This is a genomic window from Haloarchaeobius salinus (assembly GCF_024464185.1).
Classification (GTDB): domain Archaea; phylum Halobacteriota; class Halobacteria; order Halobacteriales; family Natrialbaceae; genus Haloarchaeobius; species Haloarchaeobius salinus.
Window position 1 is genome coordinate 59,525 of sequence record NZ_JANHAU010000004.1, and the last position, 18,328, is coordinate 77,852.

The 18,328-nt window shown below is 69.7% G+C and carries 20 protein-coding genes; 12 read left to right on the forward strand and 8 right to left on the reverse strand.

What is annotated here, in order from left to right; genetic code table 11:
• Positions 1–19 precede the first annotated feature (19 nt).
• A complete protein-coding gene (locus NO345_RS14585) occupies positions 20–664 on the reverse strand; it encodes a uracil-DNA glycosylase family protein (RefSeq protein ID WP_256300352.1) in 645 nt (214 codons plus the stop codon).
• A gap of 93 nt (positions 665–757) precedes the next feature.
• Here NO345_RS14585 and NO345_RS14590 point away from each other — a divergent pair, with 93 nt between their 5' ends.
• From NO345_RS14590 to NO345_RS14600, 3 genes are all read left to right on the forward strand, one after another.
• On the forward strand, positions 758–1,330 hold the full coding sequence (locus tag NO345_RS14590) for a peroxidase-related enzyme (RefSeq protein ID WP_256300354.1): 573 nt from the start codon (positions 758–760) through the stop codon (positions 1,328–1,330).
• A gap of 174 nt (positions 1,331–1,504) precedes the next feature.
• Positions 1,505–1,990 carry an Lrp/AsnC family transcriptional regulator gene (locus tag NO345_RS14595; RefSeq protein WP_256300356.1) on the forward strand — a complete coding sequence of 162 codons (486 nt, stop codon included), beginning with the start codon at positions 1,505–1,507 and terminating at the stop codon, positions 1,988–1,990.
• A gap of 91 nt (positions 1,991–2,081) precedes the next feature.
• Positions 2,082–2,282, forward strand: a complete 201-nt coding sequence (locus NO345_RS14600; protein ID WP_256300358.1) for a heavy-metal-associated domain-containing protein — start codon at positions 2,082–2,084, stop codon at positions 2,280–2,282.
• Between the two features lie 118 nt (positions 2,283–2,400).
• On the opposite strand, the gene NO345_RS14605 is transcribed toward NO345_RS14600, so the two are convergent.
• On the reverse strand, positions 2,401–3,471 hold the full coding sequence (locus NO345_RS14605) for a succinylglutamate desuccinylase/aspartoacylase family protein (RefSeq protein ID WP_256300360.1): 1,071 nt from the start codon (positions 3,469–3,471) through the stop codon (positions 2,401–2,403).
• Between the two features lie 108 nt (positions 3,472–3,579).
• Here NO345_RS14605 and NO345_RS14610 point away from each other — a divergent pair, with 108 nt between their 5' ends.
• Positions 3,580–3,984, forward strand: a complete 405-nt coding sequence (locus NO345_RS14610) for a plastocyanin/azurin family copper-binding protein (RefSeq protein WP_256300362.1) — start codon at positions 3,580–3,582, stop codon at positions 3,982–3,984.
• On the opposite strand, the gene NO345_RS14615 is transcribed toward NO345_RS14610, so the two are convergent.
• Positions 3,985–4,107: a hypothetical protein gene (locus tag NO345_RS14615; protein ID WP_256300364.1), complete on the reverse strand. Its 123-nt coding sequence runs from the start codon at positions 4,105–4,107 to the stop codon at positions 3,985–3,987.
• 50 nt (positions 4,108–4,157) lie between these two features.
• The gene (locus NO345_RS14620; protein ID WP_256300366.1) at positions 4,158–5,267 is read right to left on the reverse strand and encodes a mechanosensitive ion channel family protein; all 1,110 of its coding nucleotides are present in this window, start codon (positions 5,265–5,267) and stop codon (positions 4,158–4,160) included.
• Positions 5,268–5,364: 97 nt separating this feature from the next.
• On the opposite strand from NO345_RS14620, the gene NO345_RS14625 reads away from it, so the two are divergent.
• The 3 genes from NO345_RS14625 to NO345_RS14635 all read left to right on the forward strand — a co-directional run bounded on the left by NO345_RS14625 (position 5,365) and on the right by NO345_RS14635 (position 8,062).
• Positions 5,365–5,853 (forward strand): metal-dependent hydrolase, encoded by a 489-nt coding sequence (locus NO345_RS14625; protein WP_256300368.1) that lies wholly within the window; start codon positions 5,365–5,367, stop codon positions 5,851–5,853.
• A 72-nt stretch (positions 5,854–5,925) separates the two neighbouring features.
• Positions 5,926–7,698 carry an acyl-CoA dehydrogenase family protein gene (locus NO345_RS14630; protein ID WP_256300369.1) on the forward strand — a complete coding sequence of 591 codons (1,773 nt, stop codon included), beginning with the start codon at positions 5,926–5,928 and terminating at the stop codon, positions 7,696–7,698.
• Positions 7,699–7,867: 169 nt separating this feature from the next.
• A complete protein-coding gene (locus NO345_RS14635; RefSeq protein ID WP_089731634.1) occupies positions 7,868–8,062 on the forward strand; it encodes a cold-shock protein in 195 nt (64 codons plus the stop codon).
• 227 nt (positions 8,063–8,289) lie between these two features.
• Here NO345_RS14635 and NO345_RS14640 read toward each other — a convergent pair whose 3' ends face one another.
• The gene (locus NO345_RS14640; RefSeq protein WP_256300373.1) at positions 8,290–8,463 is read right to left on the reverse strand and encodes a hypothetical protein; all 174 of its coding nucleotides are present in this window, start codon (positions 8,461–8,463) and stop codon (positions 8,290–8,292) included.
• A gap of 115 nt (positions 8,464–8,578) precedes the next feature.
• On the opposite strand from NO345_RS14640, the gene NO345_RS14645 reads away from it, so the two are divergent.
• A complete protein-coding gene (locus NO345_RS14645; RefSeq protein ID WP_256300375.1) occupies positions 8,579–9,262 on the forward strand; it encodes a class I SAM-dependent methyltransferase in 684 nt (227 codons plus the stop codon).
• Between the two features lie 15 nt (positions 9,263–9,277).
• Here the strand turns inward: NO345_RS14645 and rbcL are convergent, their stop codons facing one another.
• The 3 genes from rbcL to NO345_RS14660 all read right to left on the reverse strand — a co-directional run bounded on the left by rbcL (position 9,278) and on the right by NO345_RS14660 (position 12,435).
• The gene (rbcL, locus tag NO345_RS14650) at positions 9,278–10,546 is read right to left on the reverse strand and encodes a type III ribulose-bisphosphate carboxylase (RefSeq protein WP_256300376.1); all 1,269 of its coding nucleotides are present in this window, start codon (positions 10,544–10,546) and stop codon (positions 9,278–9,280) included.
• A gap of 96 nt (positions 10,547–10,642) precedes the next feature.
• Positions 10,643–11,425: an HAD-IIA family hydrolase gene (locus tag NO345_RS14655; protein WP_256300378.1), complete on the reverse strand. Its 783-nt coding sequence runs from the start codon at positions 11,423–11,425 to the stop codon at positions 10,643–10,645.
• A 23-nt stretch (positions 11,426–11,448) separates the two neighbouring features.
• On the reverse strand, positions 11,449–12,435 hold the full coding sequence (locus tag NO345_RS14660) for a Gfo/Idh/MocA family protein (protein WP_256300380.1): 987 nt from the start codon (positions 12,433–12,435) through the stop codon (positions 11,449–11,451).
• Between the two features lie 144 nt (positions 12,436–12,579).
• Between NO345_RS14660 and NO345_RS14665 the strand changes: the two genes are divergently transcribed.
• From NO345_RS14665 to NO345_RS14680, 4 genes are all read left to right on the forward strand, one after another.
• Entirely contained in the window at positions 12,580–13,497 is a 918-nt protein-coding gene (locus NO345_RS14665) for a hypothetical protein (RefSeq protein WP_256300382.1), read from the forward strand.
• Positions 13,498–13,550: 53 nt separating this feature from the next.
• Positions 13,551–14,600 (forward strand): hypothetical protein, encoded by a 1,050-nt coding sequence (locus tag NO345_RS14670; protein WP_256300384.1) that lies wholly within the window; start codon positions 13,551–13,553, stop codon positions 14,598–14,600.
• Positions 14,601–14,687: 87 nt separating this feature from the next.
• Positions 14,688–16,514 carry a hypothetical protein gene (locus NO345_RS14675; protein WP_256300386.1) on the forward strand — a complete coding sequence of 609 codons (1,827 nt, stop codon included), beginning with the start codon at positions 14,688–14,690 and terminating at the stop codon, positions 16,512–16,514.
• 77 nt (positions 16,515–16,591) lie between these two features.
• Positions 16,592–18,325, forward strand: a complete 1,734-nt coding sequence (locus NO345_RS14680; protein WP_256300388.1) for a hypothetical protein — start codon at positions 16,592–16,594, stop codon at positions 18,323–18,325.
• The last annotated feature ends 3 nt before the right edge of the window (positions 18,326–18,328 follow it).

An 18,328-nucleotide genomic window follows, 5' to 3' on the forward strand; every position in this document is an offset into this window, starting at 1 on the left:
TCGTCTTCCTTCGCCCGTCTCAGCCGACCAGCGTCGCGACGCCCTTCGTCTGCCGGTAGTCCGAGTCGAGGATGGCCCGGAGTCGCTCGCGTAGCGCCGTCTCCTCCTCGTCGTCCCACGTCTCGGGGTCGGCAACCGGCACCACGAGGAAGCCGCGCCCGCGGACCTCGGTCGCGTGGATCGCCCGGCCGTCGATGGGGTTCGGGAACCGTCGGCGGAGCGTGGTGTACTCCCGCAGTACCCGGTCGATGGCCGTCGGGCCGACCGGGAGGATGATGTGGGCGTTGATGGCCCGGAACTCCGCGTCGAAGAACCGCTCCATCAGCTCGTAGTCCTCGTCGGTGGGCAGCTGTCCGTCGGACAACCGGGGCATGAACAGGTAGCTCAGGAAGAGGTTCGTCGGTTCGGGGCCGTCACTGTACGGTTCCGCGAGGAAGCCGACGTCGTGCAGCACGCGCTGCAGTCGGCGCGCACCTCCGGTCTCGGTGAACGGGACACCCGTCGTCTCGCCGCCGTGGTGGGCGGGCGACGCGCCGACGACGTGGAAGTCGGCGTTGGCGTCGCCGTAGCCGGGGACGGCGGCGGGCCCGTCGTCGACCGGGGGGTACTCCGACGGCGGGCGTATGTCGAACGGGTTCGACACCCGGTCCGTTACGTTCTCCACGCAATCCGGTAGTCAAGGGGGCCGTATCAAGTTCTCGGCTCCGGTCTCCCGGGCGACGATGCTTTGATTGTCCCGGTCGCCGTCGTCCGGCGTATGAGCGACGACACCCCCGCGATGACGCGGTTCCCGGTCCCGGACGTCGACGAACTTCCCGACGACCTGCGCGAGCGCATCGACGAGGAGGAGGAGCGCGCCGGCTTCGTCCCGAACGTCTTCCTCGCCTACGGCTACAAGCCCTCGCACTTCCGCGCGTTCTTCGACTACTACGACGCGCTCGTCGAGGACACCGCGCTCGAACGCGAGGAGGTCGAGATGATCGTCGTCGCGGTCAGCGGCGCGAACGACTGCTACTACTGCAACGTCGCCCACGGGGCGCTTGTCCGCATCTACGCGGACGACCCGCACCTCGCCGACCAGCTCGTCTCAAACCACCGGATCGCGGACGTCGGCGACGGCCACCGCGCCATGCTCGACCTCGCGGTGAAGCTCACCGAGGAGCCCGCCACGGTCGACGAGGCCGACTTCGAGACCCTCCGCGAGCACGGCTTCTCCGAGGAGGCCATCTGGGACATCGGGAGCGTCGCGGCCTTCTTCAACCTCTCGAACAGGATGGCACATCTGGCCGATATGCGCCCGAACGCCGAGTTCCACACGATGGGGCGGTAACCACTCTCACACCGAAATCCCCACGAGCCGGGACAAACGACTGAAGCCGAGAGGCCATCGTGAGCCGGTGTTCGGGCTCGAGCGACGCACCTATCGAACTCGGTTAAATTTACCAACGGGAAAATCTCAAACTATGTCGAAAAGTGTATGGTGCATAATGGACCACAGTCTGACATGCGCCAGCTGGACGACACCGACCTGGAGATCCTCCGCCTGCTCCTCGAGGACGCGAGCAGGACGTACAGCGACATCGCGGAGATCGTCGACGTGTCCCCGCCGACGGTCTCCGACAGAATCGACCGCCTGCGCGAGATGGGCGTCATCCGCCGGTTCACCATCGACCTGGACAGCTCGAAGCTCAACGACGGCGTCTCCGTCCTCGTCGAGGCCGAGCTCTCGCCGACCGTCGACGACGGCGTCCTCGAGCGCTTCGCCGCACTCGAGGACGTCGAGCACGCGTTCCTCACCGCCGACTCGCGTGTGTTCCTCAACGCGAACGTCCCGGAGGGCGACGTTCGCCAACTGCTCGCGGGCGGGGTCGACCTCGACCTCGTCGAGCGGTTCGACGTGAGCCTGCTCGTGCAGTCGGAGTGGCGACCGAAGGTCAAGGACCGCGACGCGGGCACCGAGGGCGGACTCGAACAGACCGTTCGCCAGTAACCGGGCGGTCCGTTCGCGCAACCAACCCTCCCGATGGGAAGGCGGGGGGTCGACCAAAACTGTTCTATGCCCGGGTTACGCACGAGGTGCTATGGCGACGCGCATCCGCGTCAACGGGATGACCTACGAGACACACGCAGCAGTCGTCGAAAAGGCGATCCGGATGGCCGACGGCGTCGACGCAGTCGAGACGGACGTCGACGAGTCCACGGCGACGGTCGAGGGCGACGCCGCCGTCGACGACATCCTCGAGAAGGTGGAGATGGCCGGCTACGACGCGGAACCGCTCTGAAACGGCGCGTTCCCTCTCGGTGACGAGCGGCTGCGCCGGGGGTCCGATGGTCCAGTACCAGAACGCGCTGCAGGTCGCTGCGCTCCCCGCTCGACTACGAGGCCGAGTTCGATAGCGCTCATTCGGCCTCGCCGTTCCCCGCCCACCGCAGCCCGTCCGCCCGGTAGCCGCCGGCGTCGCCCTGCTCGATCTCGTTCTCGACGGCACGCCTCGTCTCCTCGTCGATACGCACGAGGTGGCAGAGCGGGTGGCCCGGCTGGGCGAGCGGGTTCTCGAGGATACCGACGATGAGGCCGGTGAACGGCGCGGTGACGACGCGCTCCTCGGTCTGGAAGTGGTCAGACACGGTGCAGATGGTGTCGCCCTCGTGGACGAGCGGGTACGGTCCCCACTCCATGTCGACGAGGCCGCCGGAGTCCGCCCGGAGCCACGTCTTCTCCTTCGCGGAGTCGATGACCTTCCGCCACCCCGGCCAGGTGACGGGCTGGTCGGGCCGGACGCCGTACTCCGCGAGGACGCTCTCGACGCCCTCCAGCGCGCGGTCGATGAGCGGGCGCTGGAACCGGTGGGCCTTCCCCATCTCGACGGTGATGGTCGGGGTTCCGTCCGCGGTCGCGACGGAGCGGAGCATCCCGGACTCGGACTCGCCGGAGAGGACGACGTTCGCGCCGAAGGCGTGGGCGAGCCGCGAGACCGACTCGTTCCCCATGTCGGCGCGGACGTGGTACATCGTCGTCCGGTTGCGGGTGGAGGTGTGGAAGTCGACGCCGAGGTCGCACTGCGAGACGAACGTCCGGTAGATGGCGCTCGCCATCCGTTCGGCCGTGTTCGAGTGGCTCCTCCCCGGGAACGACCGGTTGAGGTCCTGGTCGTAGATGGGGATGTAGCGCTGCTGGGCGAGGAACCCGGGGACGTTGAGCACGTGCAGACAGACCAGCGTCCCGTGGACGTCACTGGGGTCGTAGCGGTCCGCGATCTCCTGGACGACCTTCACCCCGTTGAGCTCGTCACCGTGGATGGCTGCGGAGAAGAACACCCGCGGACCGTCGTGGGTGCCGTTGACGATGGTGACGGGTATCTCGACCGGGTCGCCGAGGTACGTCTCGCCGACCTCGTGTTTGAAGTGGCGTTTCTCGCCGGGGGAGACCTCCGCGTCGAACCGGAAGGGGCGTGGCCGACCGTCTGACATGGGCCGCGCTTCAGCGGGACCGGGCATGAAGGTTCAGGTTGTGGGTGGCGGAAACGCCAGCGACGGATACCAGCCTTTTTCGTCGTGACGTTGCAACCATCGAACGGTATGGACGCTACCGGACTGTCCCGACGGAAACTGCTCGGTGTCGGTGCATCGGCCCTCACTGTCTCCTTCGCTGGCTGCATGGGCGGTGGCGGCGACGGAGACGACGACATCCCCGAGAACACGGTCATCGTCGGTCCCGACAACCGCTTCGTCTTCGAACCGGACAGCCTCACCGTCTCCCCCGGGACGGAGGTCACCTGGGAGTGGGAGAGCGACACCCACAACATCGTCGTCCAGAGCCAGCCCGACGGTGCCAGCTGGGAGGGGACCGAAGGTGGCGAGACAAACACCTTCAACACGGGCTACGTCTACAGCTACACGTTCGAGACCCCTGGCACCTACGAGTACGACTGTGCACCCCACCGCCAGCAGGGCATGGTCGGCGAGATCATCGTCGAGGAGTGATCAGAGCTCGACCCGGTTCAGCCAGACGAGCACGCCGTAGAACAGGATACCGACCGCGAAGACGGTCGCCGGGATGAGGAACGCGCCGAACGTGTCGTAGAGGACGCCGACGATGCTCGCCATGTCGGAGACGACGGCCCGGACCTACTTCTACGCTGTCCCTTCCTGGTTGTTCAGTCGCCGCCGGATTCGGCGGCCGCGAGGCCGTCCGCGTCGGCGATGACGCTGCGGTCCGCGTCGGCGAACGAGAGCGTCACGTCGCGCTTCGGGAACGGCATCTCGATCCCCTCGTCCAGCAGCCGCCGGTAGATGGTCCGGTTGAGCCGGTGGCGGGCCTTCTGCTCGCGGCTCGGGCTCGACACCCAGCAGAGCAGCTCGTACTCCAGTCCGCTGTCTCCGAACTGCCGGAAGCGCATCCGGGGCTTCGGGGAGTCCTTCACGAGCGACTCGTCCTCGGTCACCCCGACGACCAGGTCCTCGAACACGTCGAGGTCCGTGCCGTAGCCGACGCTGAGCGGGATGCGGATGCGCTTCCGGCGCTGTGGCGCGGACTCGTTGATGATGCGCGCCGAGTTCAGTACGGAGTTCGGCACCGTCACCATCACCTCGTCGCGGGTGAGCAGCGTGGTCGACCGGATGCCGACGCGGACGACGGTGCCGGCGTCGCCGGTGTCGAGCACGACGTAGTCGCCGATCTTGTACGTGTCGTCGAAGTAGAGCGCGAGGCCGCCGAAGAAGTTCGCGACGGTGTCCTTCGCGGCGAAGCCGATGGCGATGCCGGCGACGCCGGCCGCGCCCAGCAGCGGGGTTATCTCGATGTTCCAGATGGTGAGCAGGAAGAACGCCGCGCCGACGAGCACGACGAGCGTCCAGACGTTCGAGAAGACGGGCGCGAAGTCGAACCGTCCGGACTGCTGGACGTTCTCGACGATGCGGTTCACGATGTTGTTCAGCGCCCGTGCCCAGACGACGACGATGAGCGACGCCGAGGGCCGGCCGAAGAAGTTCGTGAGCTGGTCCTGGTAGATGACGTCGGCCGCGCCGAGGTCCGGCTGGGTCAGCACCCAGACACCGACGAGTGCCGCCGTCACGACCATCGGGAGCCGCAGCTCCTCGACGACGATGTTGTCCAGCTCGCTGTCGGTCCCCCTGACGAACCGCCGGGCCAGCCGGAGCACGACCACCTCCAGCAGTACCGCCGAGACGAGCGAGATGCTCAGGACGAGCGCCGTCCGCTCCGCCAGCGGGAAACCGGACAGAAAGTCGGTAAAACCTTCGAACATGACCCTGCTACGGTGGGATGGAGCTTCTAGATTCCGCCCGGGAGACGCGAGCACGCAACGAAACGTTGGAATGGCCCGCCGCCGAAGCAGGTGACAGATGTACCGGTCCGGACACTACGGCGTCTCGTTGCTGCTGTACGCACCCGTCGGGTTCGCGCTGTTGCTCGCGGGCTACCCGGCGGTCGCGCTGCTCGGCGGGGCGGCGATGCTCTCGCTCGCCCGGCTTCCGGACGTGGACCTCCGGGTCCCGTTCGTCGAACACCGCGGGCCGACACACACGCTCGTGTTCGCCCTGCTCGTCGGTGCCGTCCTCGGTGGTGCGGGCTACGTGACGGCTCCCGAGCTCGGCCTCGACCCGCGGGTCGCCGGCGTGGTGGGTGCCGTCGTCGGCACCTACGGGATCGTCGCCCACCTCGTCGGCGACGTACTCACGCCGGCCGGCATCGCGCCGTTCTGGCCGGTCTCCCCGCGGAACTACTCGCTCTCCGTGACCCGCGCCGACAGCACGGTCGCGAACACCGGCCTGCTCGCCCTCGGCGTCCTCGTCACGGTCGTCGCGGCGGTCGTCGGCGGCCGGATCGGCTGAGTCGAACTCCGGTCGGGTTTCCCGTCGTTTATTCTGCCCGGTTTTTTGCCCTCCGCCGTGGGAACTAGGGGCATGGACCCCATCGACTACGGTCGGCTCGAGGCCGGTCGACACGTGAACTACTTCGAACTCGACCACACCCTCAGGCGGGAGGTCGCCCGCGTGTTCGACGACGACGAGCACGACTGGGCGGAGCCACACCTCCGCGAGTTCGGGGAGGTGGTGGGCCACACCGTCGCGGACAACGCCGACACCGTCGACGACCACGGGCCGGAGCTCCACACCTACGACGCCCACGGGGACGTGCAGAACGAGGTCGAGTACCACCCGAAGCAGTACGAGAACGAGCGCATCGCCTACGGCGCGGGTATCGTCGCCGACGCGTTCGAGGGCCCGCCGGGCCGCGACGAGCCGATGCCGCTGACACACCACCTCGCGATGGAGTACCTGCTCTCGTACGCCGACCCGGGCTTCACCTGCCCCGTCTCGATGACCGGCGGCGTCGCGCTCGTGCTGGACAAGTACGGTGAGGGCGAGCTGCTGGAGTCGTACTACGAGCGCCTCGTCGCCCGCGACGGCGAGGAGAACGTCGAGGGCGCGATGTTCCTCACCGAGGAGCAGGGCGGCAGCGACGTGGGCGCGAACGAGACAGTCGCCGAGCACGTCGAGGGACGGGAGTACGAACTGACCGGCGAGAAGTGGTTCTGTTCGAACATCGACGCCGAGGGGACACTCGCGCTCGCCCGGACGCCCGACGCACCGGACGGCACGAAGGGGCTCTCGCTCTTTCTGGTCCCCCACACGAGGGGTGACGCCTACGAGACCGACGAGCTGAACGACCAGCTCTACCGACGGCTGAAGGACAAGCTGGGCACCATCTCCGTGCCGACCGGCGAGGTCGAGCTACGGGGTGCGACGGGCTACCTCGTCGGCGAGGAGGAGCGCGGCTTTGCGTACATGACCGACATGCTGAACCTCGAACGGCTCTCGAACGCGACGGCCTCCATCGCGATCATGGGCCGCTGTCTGCTGGAGGCGAAGGTGCAGGCGGCGAACCGCGAGGCGTTCGGCTCGCCCATCCAGGAGTACCCGTTGATGAAACGGGACCTCGTCGACATGGCCGTCGACCACGAGGCCGCGACGGCGTACACGTTCGACGCGGGCCGCGTCCTCGCGGAACGCGAGGCCGGCGACGACGAGGCGTACCGGCTGATGCGCGCGCTGGTCCCGGTCGCGAAGTACCGCACCGCCCGGATGGCGGTCGACACCGCCTCCTACGCGATGGAGATCCTCGGCGGGAACGGCTACGTGAACGACTTCGTCACCCACCGGATGCTCCGGGACGCACAGGTCCTCCCCATCTGGGAGGGCACGTCCAACATCCTCTCGCTGGACCTGCTCCGGGCACTCGAGAGCGAGGACGCCCACGAGCCGCTGCTCGCCGAGATACAGGCGAACCTCGACGCCGTCGAGCACCCCGCGCTCGCGGAGGCCAAGACCGCCGTCGAGGCGGCCAACGCGGACCTCGGCGCTGCGATGGCCGCACTCGCGACCGAGGACGGCGAGTACGCACAGCTCCAGGCGAAGGAGCTGGCGGACCTCGTCTTCGACGTCTACACCGCCGCGCTCCTCTGTCGGGAGGCCCAGACCGAGATCGACGACGCGGACGACGCCCGCACCGCGCTCGTCGCCGAACGCTTCGTCGACCGTCACCTCCGCGAGTCGGGCGGCGACCGCGGTATCGCGGCCGGCGACCGATTCGCCCTGGAGCACTTCGACTCGGTCGTCCGGTACGGCACGGTCGACCCCCAGTCCCTGATCGACGCCGCACCGGCCGACGACTGAGACGACCTGAACCGGCGACAGCGGACCAGCGGGCACTTCTCACGTCGTCGAGAGATCCACGGGACTCCCCGAAAATCACGATTTCGCACGTTTCGACCACGATACCACGTTGTCACGGCGCAGACAACACGGAACCCTTATACGTCTACCCGGACTCTCTCTATTCGCAATGGCAAACGGCAAGGTTGACTTCTTCAACGACACAGGCGGCTACGGTTTCATCGAGACTGAGGACGCGGACGAGGACGTTTTCTTCCACATGGAGGACGTTGGCGGACCGGACCTCGAGGAGGGACAGGAGATCGAATTCGACATCGAAGACGCGCCGAAGGGCCCCCGGGCCAAGAACGTCGTCCGCTCGTAATTTCGTAAACTACCGCAGTTGATTCTGCGACACTTCTTTCGACGCTACACCGAACAGCCGTGGCTCCGCGACGGCGGCCGGATGTACTGGAGTGCGCCGGGGTACGAGTGGACTCTCGCGGCTCGGCGACACCGGGTTCGACGTCGTGTGGGAGCGCACCGTCACCGACGGGCTCGGTGGGCCCGTGACGGTCGCACTCCTCGCGGCGGGGGTCGCCGGTCCACTGGTCAGCGTACGCCGATGACCGAGCCACAGCCGCCACAGACGTACACGTCGGTGCCCTCCCCCTCGATGGCGTAGCTCTCCGGGTCGAGCTTCGGGACGCCGTCGACCGTCTGCACGTCGCGGTGGTCGAGGTCGCCGCAGTTCTCGCAGGTCAGTGGGTCCGTCTCGATTCGCATACCGGCACGTTGGGGGCGGCGGAGAAGAAGCTACCTCGGACGTGCGTCGACCCCACACGAGAACGTGTGACAGGGCTGGGAAACGCCCTTCAGGGGCTCACGCGTTCGAACGAACGTGAACGCAGACGACCCGGCCGTCGACGAGGACCTCGCCCAGCGGGACCTCGTCCGCCGCGGCTACGACGAACTCGCCGACACCTACGCCGCCGAGCGCGGGTCGAACGAGAACGACGTGCTGCTGGACCGACTCCGGGCCGACGCCCCGCCAGGCCGTGTGTTCGACGCGGGCTGTGGCGACGGCGAGAGCGTCCTCGCCACCCTGGTCGACGACCGGCCGGTCGTCGGGCTCGACGTCTCTCGCGAGCAGGCGACCCGCGCGAACGCGGTCCCACCGGGGACGGTCGTCCAGGGCGACATGACCGCGCTCCCGTTCGCGGACGACACCGTCGCGGCCGTCACGGCGTTCTACTCCATCATCCACGTGCCTGCCGCGGAGACCCCCGACGTGTACGAGGAGTTCGCGCGGGTACTGCGCCCGGGCGGTGTCGCGCTCGTCACCACCGGGACGGAGGACTGGGCCGGCCGGAACGACGATTGGCTGGCGGGTGGCGCACCGATGGAGTGGGACATCCTCGGTCTCGAACGGAGCACCGAACTCCTCGAGGCCGCGGGCTTCGAGGTGTACGAGACCGTCGGGGTCGTCGACGGTCTGGGCGACGACGAGCGGGAGACCAGGCTCGTCGACGCGGATTCCGACGACGCGGAGAAGCTGTTCCTGTTCGCCCGGCTCACGAGCTGACGACCTGCCACGACCTCACCGCGGGGTCTCCGCGCCCCACTTGTCGAGCGCCGTCGCGAGCTCGGGGTTGCCGTCGGCGGCGTACTCCGAGAGCGAGACCCCCTGCATCGACGCCTCGACGGACTGCCGGAGCGCGCGGGCACCGGCCTCGGTGCCGTCGGGGTGGCCGTGGATGCCGCCGCCGGCCTGGATGGCGATGTCGGTGCCCAGCGCGTCGATGAGCGCGTCGACGACACCGGGGTGCAGGCCGCCGGAGGCGACGGGCAGCACGTCGGTCATCCCGTAGAGGTCGGACTTCAGCCAGGCGTTGATGCCCGGCGTGTCCTCGTTCTCGAGTTTGCCGAGGCCGGCGGTGCCGGTGTGGATGTGGTCGACGCCGCAGAGCCGGGCGACCTGTGCGAGGGTGCGCATCGAGACGCCGTGGTGGTCCATCCGGTCGAAGGCGGCGTGCATCGCGCGGTGGGCGTGGATGGCGAGGTCGTGCTTTGCGGCGACCTCGCGGACGGTCTGGACGGCCGACCAGCCCGCGGTGACGACGTCGACCATGATGAAGCCGCCGCCCTGGTCGGCGACGAACTCGGCGCGGCGGACCATCTCGTCGGTCTCGGCGGTGATGTTGACGAGGTAGTCCTTCCGCTCGCCGGTCTCCTCGGTGAGCTCGCGGGCGACCGAGAGCGAGCGCTCGACGCGGTCCTCGAACGGGTTGAAGTACTGGTCGGTGAGGTTCTCGTCGTCCTTCAGGAGGTCGACGCCGCCGCGCCAGGCCTGCTCGGCGATGTCGACGTGGGCGTCCGTCGAGAGTCCGACCTTGGGCTTCGGAACCGTCGCGAGGACGGGTCGGTCGCCGGCGTCCAGCTTCTCGTGGGCGACCGCGGTCCCGAACTGCGGCCCGGGGAAGCCGTCGACGAGCGTCTCCGGCCACTTGCAGTCCTCAAGCCGGATGCTGTCGACCGCCTTCATGCCCATGATGTTGCCGGCGATGCAGGAGAGGATCTGGGCCATCGAGCCGTCCTCGAACAGGTCGGCGGGGTAGGCGACGGTGACGTTGCCGCCGGGGCCGGCGTTCTCGCGGATGTCGCAGGCGACCGCCGAGAGGTCGGTGAGTTCGGCCTCGTCGACGTGGAGCGCGGCCCACGTGCCGTTGGAGGACTCGGAGGCGACCCGCGAGGCGGCCGCCTCCATCGACATGTCGGTAGCGGGAGCGATGCTGAACTCGCAGACGAGGTCCGTCGCGGTCGGTTCGTAGTCGAGGTCGAGGAAGTCGTCGTACTCGATTCCGGTCATTGGAATTCGAGATGTTCGCCGGCCAGCTATTTGGTAGTTGCTATGTGCGAACTACTGTCACACGAGGGCGGGCGAGCGACCGTCTCCCACCGGGGGTCAGAGCAGGTCCGGCACGGCCGCCAGCGAGTCGACGACGTGGTCCGGCTCCACGTCGCTGCGGGCGAGTGCAGCCCGGTCGGTGACGCCCGAGAGCACGAGCACGGTGGTCATCCCGGCGTCCGCGCCGAAGGCGATGTCCGTGTCGGGGCGGTCGCCGACGACCAGACACCGTTCGGCTGGGACGCCGAGCCGGTCGAGGGCGGCACGGCGGGTCGCCGGATGGGGCTTTCCGAGCACGGCCTCGGGCTCGCGCTCGCCGACGTCCGCCACCGCGTTGACGATGGCCCCCGACCCCGGGACGTCGCGCTCGGCGGCGGGCACGACCCGGTCCGGGTCGGTGCCGACGAGTGGGACGTCGCGGTCTTCGAGCGCCCAGAACGCGTCCCGCAGGTCGTCGTAGTGGAACTCGCGGTCCACCGAGGCGACGACCACGTCGGCCGCGTCGGGGTCGTCTGTCAGCCGGAGGTCCCGCGCTCGCAACTGCTCCCTGAGGCCGTCCTCGCCGACGACGAACAGGGCCGCGTCGCCGTGCCGTTCGGAGAGGTAGCCCGCGGTCACCTCGCCCGACGTGAGCACCTGTCCGGCGGTCGCGTCGACGCCAGCGGCGACGAGTCTGTCGGCGTAGCTCGCCGGCGACCGGGTCGGGTTGTTCGTGACGAACAGCGTGGCGAGCCCGGCGTCCCGGAGCGACCGGATCGCCGCTGGCGCGCCCGGAACCGGCCGCTCGCCACGGAGGACAGTCCCATCGACGTCGAGGACGACGCCGTCGAAGCGGGTCATCGCCCGGGAGTCGGGACCGCAGGCTATTGAGTGGTCGCCAGGTCGACGGGCTCGCCGGCCTCGGCGCTCTCGTACAGGGCGTCGATGGCGACCATGTTGGCGACGGCCTCGTCGGCGTCGGTCCGGGGGCGGCGGTCCCGCTCGACGCAGTCGACGAAGTGCCGGACCTGCGCTGCGTACTGGTCGACCGGGTCGAACGTCTCGGTGACCTGCCGGCCGTCGACCTGGTAGGTGATGGACTGCGGCTCGCCGGCGTCGCCGGGGTTGAACGCGCCGTCCACCTCGAGCCAGCCGTTCTCCGCCTCGACTCGGTAGCGCTGTTCGGCCTGCGTGTCGAAGCTGCAGGAGAGCTGTGCGGTCGCGCCGTCGTACTCGAACGTGCCGGCGAGGTGGGTGTCGACGCCGCAGTCGCGGGTGTCGAGCGTCCGGGCGCTGATCCGGTCGGGTTCGCCGAGGAGTGTCCGGAGCACGCTGACGGCGTAGCAGCCGACGTCCATCAGCGAGCCGCCCGCGAGGTCGGGGTCGAGTCTGATGTCGTCCGGGCGGCCCCGGAGCGGGAACTGGAAGGTGGCGAACGCCCCACGGACGTTCTCGAGTTCCTCGGCGACGATCTCGGCGGCACGCTCGGTCTTCGGGTGGTAGCGGTACATGAACGCCTCCATCAGGGTGACGCCCGCGTCGTCGCAGTAGTCGCCGAGGACACGCGCCTCCTCAGCGTCGACCGCGAGCGGCTTCTCGCAGAGCACGTCGAGGCCGGCGTCGGCCGCCTTCCGGGTCCACTCGTCGTGGTGGGCGTTCGGGAGCGGGACGTACACAGCGTCGAGGTCCCCGTCCGCGAGCAGGGCCTCGTACGAGCCGTAGGCGCGGTCGATGTCGAGGTCGGCGGCGACCGCCTCGGCCCGGTCGCCCGAGCGCGAGCCGATGGCGACGACCTCGTGGCCCGCCGTCCTGATACCCGGAATCACCGCCTTCTGTCCGATGTTCGCCGTCGAGAGTACACCGAATCGCATACCTCGCGCTTCAGTCTCCGCGGGTTTTACACCTGCCGGTACGGGAACCGTTGGAGGATCAGGCATCGGATTTAACTTTGCAAATTGGTCCTGGGGCATAGCAAAAATTTAATTGTGTGGAGTCCGAGGTTTCCACATCCCCCGATGACCAACAGGACGATGGACTCGGGGTCGTCTCGCATGGGTGGTGACGAGGCGAACCTCGACATCGACGACCTCTTCGCCTCCTCGAGCGACGGCGGCCGCGAAGACGAACCGACGGACGAGAGCACGACACCGGAGGGCACTGACGGCCGCGACGAGATAGAGGACACGACCGCCGGCGAGCTGTTCCAGCAGCTCAGCGCGGAGGTCGAGGCGGAGGACGATGAGACCGAGGCGGACCCGTTCGACGAGCTGAGCGACGAGTCCCCCGAGGAGATCATCGCGAGCGCGGACGAGGAGGTCGAGCACGTCGACGAGGTGGACGACGCCATCGCCGCCGACGACGAGCTGTTCGACACGCTCCTGCTCCCCGAGCGCGAGGAGGAGGACGGCTTCCTCTGGGTCCAGACCGAGGACGACGACGAGGCGACCACCCGGGACGACCCCGACGTGGCAGATGAGACGACGGCCGCGGATGAGCCGCCCGCCGCGACGGACGACACGGAGTCGGCTTCGCCCGCGGCCGGCTCGACGGAGGGCGACCTCGACGAGGACGGCTTCTCCTTCGACGTGGACGACGACACCGCGTCCTCGGCTGCACCCGCGTGGGGTACCGAGAGTCAGGCGGCGGCAGAGGAGGCCGGCGAGTCGGCCGCGGAGCCCGCCGGGGCCGAGACGGACGACGGCGAGACGCCGGAACTCGACGACGGCTCGACGCTCTCCGCGACGTTCGACGACGACGTCCCGACCGAGGAGGGGACGGAGGCGTCGGATGCGAGCACGGGCGCGGCGGACGACACCGATGCTGAGGCGGAGGATGACTCCGATGCAGCGGCTGAGGCCGACGACGGTGACGACGACGAGGACGAGGGCAGCGGCGGCATCGCGAGCAAGATCCGCTCGATACTCTCGAGCTGAGGCGGCGGCGGGACTACCTTTTTCTCTCCGAGGTTCGTCTGTGACACCATCGCATGAACAGTGACGCATCCAGGTACGTGGCGGTCTGCCGGGGACTCGGGCTGGGCGAGCGCGAGATACGTCGGGGCGTGGACGACGACGGACCCGTCGTGGCGCTGTTCGAGCGTTCCTCGCCGCAGGCCCGGCACGAGCGACTGGTGGCGACGCTCGCCGCCGCCGACCGCGGTGTCGATCTTCCCGGGACCGCCGACGGGACGGCGGTGGCGGCGGCGATCCAGACGGTGCTCCGCGAGCTCGGGCGGAGCGACGCCGCGGCTGCCATCGCGGACGCGGAGGGGAGCCTGTTCGAGCGGCTCGCCGCGGTCGAACGGGCGGTGCTCGACGGAAGCCACCGCGTCGTGAGGCTCGCGGACGACGGACGGTGGCGGTTCGTCGTCGTCGAAGCACGCCGGCTCGCGGGCGTCAGGGAGCAGTTCGGCCAGCACGTCGAGCTCGACGGCCTGGCGACGTTCCACGCGGACCAGCCGGCGGACCGCTCGCTCGATCCGGCCGACCACCTGCCGCCGGTGTACCGCGACGCCGGTGCCGAGCTCTCGACACCGGGCGGCGGGCCGAAGCGCGTCGTCTCGGACCGGAGCGTCGACGACGTGCTCGACGCCATCGCTCGGGAGGCCACCGAAGACGACGAGCCGATGCCGCTCGACGGCGTCACGGAGCAGCACGCACTCGACGCGGCACCGTCCGAGCCGGCGGGGCCACCGCTCGACGAGCCGGCCGTCGTCGCACCCGGCGAGGTGGACGAGGAGCCCATCGTCGCCAGCGGCGAGGTGCTGGAGGAACCCATCGTCGCACCCGGCCACGTGGAAGTCGACCCCGAGACGGACCGCCCGAGCGCGCTCGATGCGCCGGCGGAGCGCCCCGCGTTGGCTGCCCCGCCCACCGAGCCCGCCGGCCCGGCCCTCGACGAGCCACCCATCGTGGCCAGTGGGAACGTCGCGGACGAGCCCATCGTCGCTCGCGGCGAGGTGGACGAGGAGCCCATCGCCGCACCGGGCAGGGTGGACGACGAGCGGGACGAATCTGGGGACAGCCGAGGTACGTAACCTGTAGTTTCACAGTAACTATCTGTCGGGGTGCTGGCCGGTCGGTTGGCCGACACGCCTAAGAACGGTTGACTGGTGACTTGGGACATGGGCAGTCCCGAGGATCTCGTTTCACACCACGTCACCGTACTCCGGCGGTGCGGCCTCTCCGACGAGGCTATCTGCGAGGTGTACGGTGTCTCCGACCCTCCAGACGACGTGTCGGTCGGTCGAATCGTGATGGCGTCGCTCGACGGGGAGCCGACACCGCGGAACCTCTACGACCAGACACATCGCGTGCTGGCGACGGCACCGCGGGGGATCGACGCCCCGCGTGACTACCCGAACCGCGTCGTCCCACAGCAGTTGAACACGGTGATGGGCGCGTTCGGCTTCTCCATGCACTTCCTCGACGGGAACGGCGAGCCACTGGATTCGGGCGCGGAACCCTCCCAGCCGTTCCGCATCGCGCTCGAGGACCCGAACGGCAACGTCCGGACGACCACCTTCGAGTACCCGGACACCGGCCTCGGCGAGCACAACTACCCCGCGCTCGTGGCGGCCATCCAGTCGGACCTGCTCGACGGCGTCCCGCTCACCTTCGCGATGCTGTCGGACTGGGCCGACGAGCGCTGGCGCTTCGTCCTGCTCGAGGCCGACCGGCTCGACGCGCTCGAACAGCACTACGGCGACGGTATCGAGTGCTTCGGCGAGCCGCTCCTCCACGAGCACACGCCCGCTGAGTTCGCCTCGGGGCAGGCCGTCGCGCAGCCGGCCGACGAGGCCGCCGCCGGGAGCGGGACGAGCGACGCGGGCGACGACGGCGACGGCGACATCGGCGTCGACGAGTCCACCGAGGGCTGGCTCGGCAGCGGTGGGTCGGACCTCAGCGACGTCGACCTCGATGGCTCCACCGGCGACGACACCGGGGAGACCGACGACGCGGACGACGTGGCGGTCGAGACCGGTCTCGAGGATATCTTCTCGACCATCGAGGAGGACGCGACCGCCGGCGGCGACAGCGGCGTCGAGATCGAGTCCACGGGGAAGACCGTCGAGGACCTGGTCGGGGCCACGACGGCGGACGCCGACGAGTCACCCGCAGCGACGGAGACGGAACCGACGGCCGCGGAGCCGGCCGAGGCGGACCCCGAACCAGCCACCGAGCCAGGACCCACCGCCGACGAGGCGGACACAGAGCCGGAGCCGGCGACAACGGAGCCCGCCCCCGGTGGCACAGCCGACGCCGACACGCCGGAGCCGGCCGAGGCGGAACCGGCAGCCGCGGAGCCGGCGACGGAACCGGGGGCGACAGCGACGGAGAGCGACCCGCTCGATGCGGGCGAGGACGACGACGGCGGCTTCGTCATGGCGGACCCGGAGCCAGCACGAGCGGAGCCCGAGGAGCCCGCGACGGCGGGCAGTGCGGTCGACACGGCGGACGAACCGGCCGCCGACCCCGAGACGAGTGCAGAGCCGGGCGACGCGGAGCCGGGCGACGCGGAGCCGGCGACGGAACCGGAGCCGGCACAGGCGGAGACGGAGCCGCCCGAGGCGACGACCACGGAGTCGACGCCCGAACCGACACCCTCCGAACCCGCGGAGGTCGAGCCGGAGCCGGCGGGCCCCACTTCGGTCGAGGCGGAGACACCGCAGGAGCCCGCGTCCGGCTCTGCGGGGACGGAAGCGTCCGCGACGGCGGACGAGGAGTCGCCCGTGGCGGACGAGCCGACGGCGAGCGCCGACCCGACCGCAGCGACGAACGAGCCCGCCGCGTCCACCGCGGAGACGGCTGCCGAGACACACACTGCCGAGACGACCGCTGCCGAGGAGACCACGGACCAGTCCACGGAGGACGCTGCAGCCGCGGAGACCAGCGACGACTCGCCGGGATTCGTCGGGCGCATCGTCGCCGCCATCAAGGGCGTCTTCTGACCGGTCCCATTCCGGCTCCCGCCGGGCGGTCGTACCGAACGTTAATATTCGTGAGCCGTGAAACCGTAATCTAACCGATGACCGACCGCGACCGACGCGAGCGGCTGGCCGAGTACGTGGCCGTCCTGCGCGGGTTCGGCCGCTCGGACGCGGAGATCCTGGCGGCCCACGGCGAGGAGACGCTGCCGGACGGGCTCTCCCTCCCCGAGTTCTTCGACCACCGGTTCGACGACGCCGACGAATCGACGCTGTACGGGCGACTCCACGACACGCTCGCGACCGGTGCCGGGGGTATCGACGCCGACCGCGAGTACTGGGCCCACGCCCCCGCCCGCCAGCTCGACGAGGCCTGTCGCGCACACGGCTGGCGCGTCGCCCTGTCCGGTGACGACCCAATCGACATCGTCGTCGAGACACCCGATGGCGAGCGCCGGGAATCGACGTTCAGCTACCCCGACTCGGAGCTCGGACAGCACAACTACCCCGCGCTCGTCGCCGCGGTCGCCGAGCATCTCGACGGTCTGACGTTCGCGCTGCTGACCGACCGCGACGGCCGCTGGCGGTTCGTCTGCGTCGAGACCGACCTGCTGGCCGGGCTCCGCGACCGGTACGGCGAGCGCGTCCGGGTGTTCCGTCGCCCGCTCCTCCGGGCTGAACAGCCCCAGGATTTCGCTGCCGACGACGACAGCGAGCGCGACCGCGGCTCCGAGCTGGCCAGCGTCGCCGGCGACGCCTTCGCGGAGTCCGTGGGGACCGGCCCGCGTGTCCACCGGTCATCGCGGTCCCTGGACACCGGGATGGACGTGGACGCGGGTCCGGAGACGGTCGTGGGTGAGGGCATCGACGAGGTGTTCGAGACCATCGAGGCCGGCGCGGACGACGGGCCGACCGAACCCGCAGCAGCGGGGGCGAACGCAGGCGTCGACGAGGACGTGGCGTCGCTCCTGTCGGACCTCGACGAGCCGACGCACGCGACCGACGAGGACCCCGGTGGTCCGACCGTCACCCGGAGCAGCGCGGACGCGGCCGACGACGACGTACCGCCGACCGACTCCGCCGGACTGGTCGGTGGAGGGCCGAAGACGACCGTCGTCGAGGACGGGCTGGACGACGTGTTCGCCGACATGGCGGAGACCAACCCGCGGGTCCGCGAGGACGACCCCGAGCGCATGACGACGGACGACGTGCTCGACTCCGTCGACGCGGGGCCCGCCGACGCCGGGGTGGCGCAGGACCGGACCGAGGACGCCGAGGTCGGCGACTCGCCCGGAACGGAGCTCGCCGAGACGTCGGACGGTCCGGAACCGGTTCGCGACCCTGACGAACTGACGACGCCCGTCGAATCGAGCAGCCCGAGTGAGACGCCGGGCACCGAAGCACCGACAGGGCCGGCGACCGAAGGCCCCGGCGAGATGGAGGACTCCCGCGACGCCGACGAGCCGGCGGCGACCCCGAGCATCGACGAGCTGGACCTCGACGTCGACGAGGACGACGTCCCCGAGTTCGACGCGGACGCGGAGACGGACACGGCCGGCCCGCTGGCCGGTGGCGTCGGGCCGAGCGCGGCCGCTCCGCCGTCCGATGCGGGGCCAGAGACGGACGAGCAGTCGGACGGGACGGCCGAGTCCCCCGACATCTCGCCCGCGGACCCCATCGACGCCGACCTGCTCGCGGACCCCGACGAGAGCGCGCTCGCCGACGCCGAAGCCGACGACGGGTACGACGACGTCATCGTCGGCCGACTGGACGACGAGAACGGGTCGCGGGGACCGTTCGGCAGGCTGGCGGCGTGGCTGCGGAACCTGTTCTGAAGG

Excerpts from the sequence above, each read along its gene's own strand:
- NO345_RS14615 (WP_256300364.1), bottom strand. The coding sequence starts at position 4,107 with ATGGCGAGCATCGTCGGCGTCCTCTACGACACGTTCGGCGCGTTCCTC.
- NO345_RS14635 (WP_089731634.1), top strand. The coding sequence starts at position 7,868 with ATGGCAAACGGCAAGGTTGACTTCTTCAACGACACAGGCGGCTACGGT.
- NO345_RS14600 (WP_256300358.1), top strand. The coding sequence starts at position 2,082 with ATGGCGACGCGCATCCGCGTCAACGGGATGACCTACGAGACACACGCA.
- rbcL (WP_256300376.1), bottom strand. The coding sequence starts at position 10,546 with ATGACCGGAATCGAGTACGACGACTTCCTCGACCTCGACTACGAACCG.
- NO345_RS14640 (WP_256300373.1), bottom strand. The coding sequence starts at position 8,463 with ATGCGAATCGAGACGGACCCACTGACCTGCGAGAACTGCGGCGACCTC.
- NO345_RS14670 (WP_256300384.1), top strand. The coding sequence starts at position 13,551 with ATGAACAGTGACGCATCCAGGTACGTGGCGGTCTGCCGGGGACTCGGG.
- NO345_RS14620 (WP_256300366.1), bottom strand. The coding sequence starts at position 5,267 with ATGTTCGAAGGTTTTACCGACTTTCTGTCCGGTTTCCCGCTGGCGGAG.
- NO345_RS14660 (WP_256300380.1), bottom strand. The coding sequence starts at position 12,435 with ATGCGATTCGGTGTACTCTCGACGGCGAACATCGGACAGAAGGCGGTG.
- NO345_RS14630 (WP_256300369.1), top strand. The coding sequence starts at position 5,926 with ATGGACCCCATCGACTACGGTCGGCTCGAGGCCGGTCGACACGTGAAC.
- NO345_RS14625 (WP_256300368.1), top strand. The coding sequence starts at position 5,365 with ATGTACCGGTCCGGACACTACGGCGTCTCGTTGCTGCTGTACGCACCC.
- NO345_RS14610 (WP_256300362.1), top strand. The coding sequence starts at position 3,580 with ATGGACGCTACCGGACTGTCCCGACGGAAACTGCTCGGTGTCGGTGCA.
- NO345_RS14655 (WP_256300378.1), bottom strand. The coding sequence starts at position 11,425 with ATGACCCGCTTCGACGGCGTCGTCCTCGACGTCGATGGGACTGTCCTC.
- NO345_RS14675 (WP_256300386.1), top strand. The coding sequence starts at position 14,688 with ATGGGCAGTCCCGAGGATCTCGTTTCACACCACGTCACCGTACTCCGG.
- NO345_RS14590 (WP_256300354.1), top strand. The coding sequence starts at position 758 with ATGAGCGACGACACCCCCGCGATGACGCGGTTCCCGGTCCCGGACGTC.
- NO345_RS14605 (WP_256300360.1), bottom strand. The coding sequence starts at position 3,471 with ATGTCAGACGGTCGGCCACGCCCCTTCCGGTTCGACGCGGAGGTCTCC.
- NO345_RS14680 (WP_256300388.1), top strand. The coding sequence starts at position 16,592 with ATGACCGACCGCGACCGACGCGAGCGGCTGGCCGAGTACGTGGCCGTC.
- NO345_RS14595 (WP_256300356.1), top strand. The coding sequence starts at position 1,505 with ATGCGCCAGCTGGACGACACCGACCTGGAGATCCTCCGCCTGCTCCTC.
- NO345_RS14665 (WP_256300382.1), top strand. The coding sequence starts at position 12,580 with ATGACCAACAGGACGATGGACTCGGGGTCGTCTCGCATGGGTGGTGAC.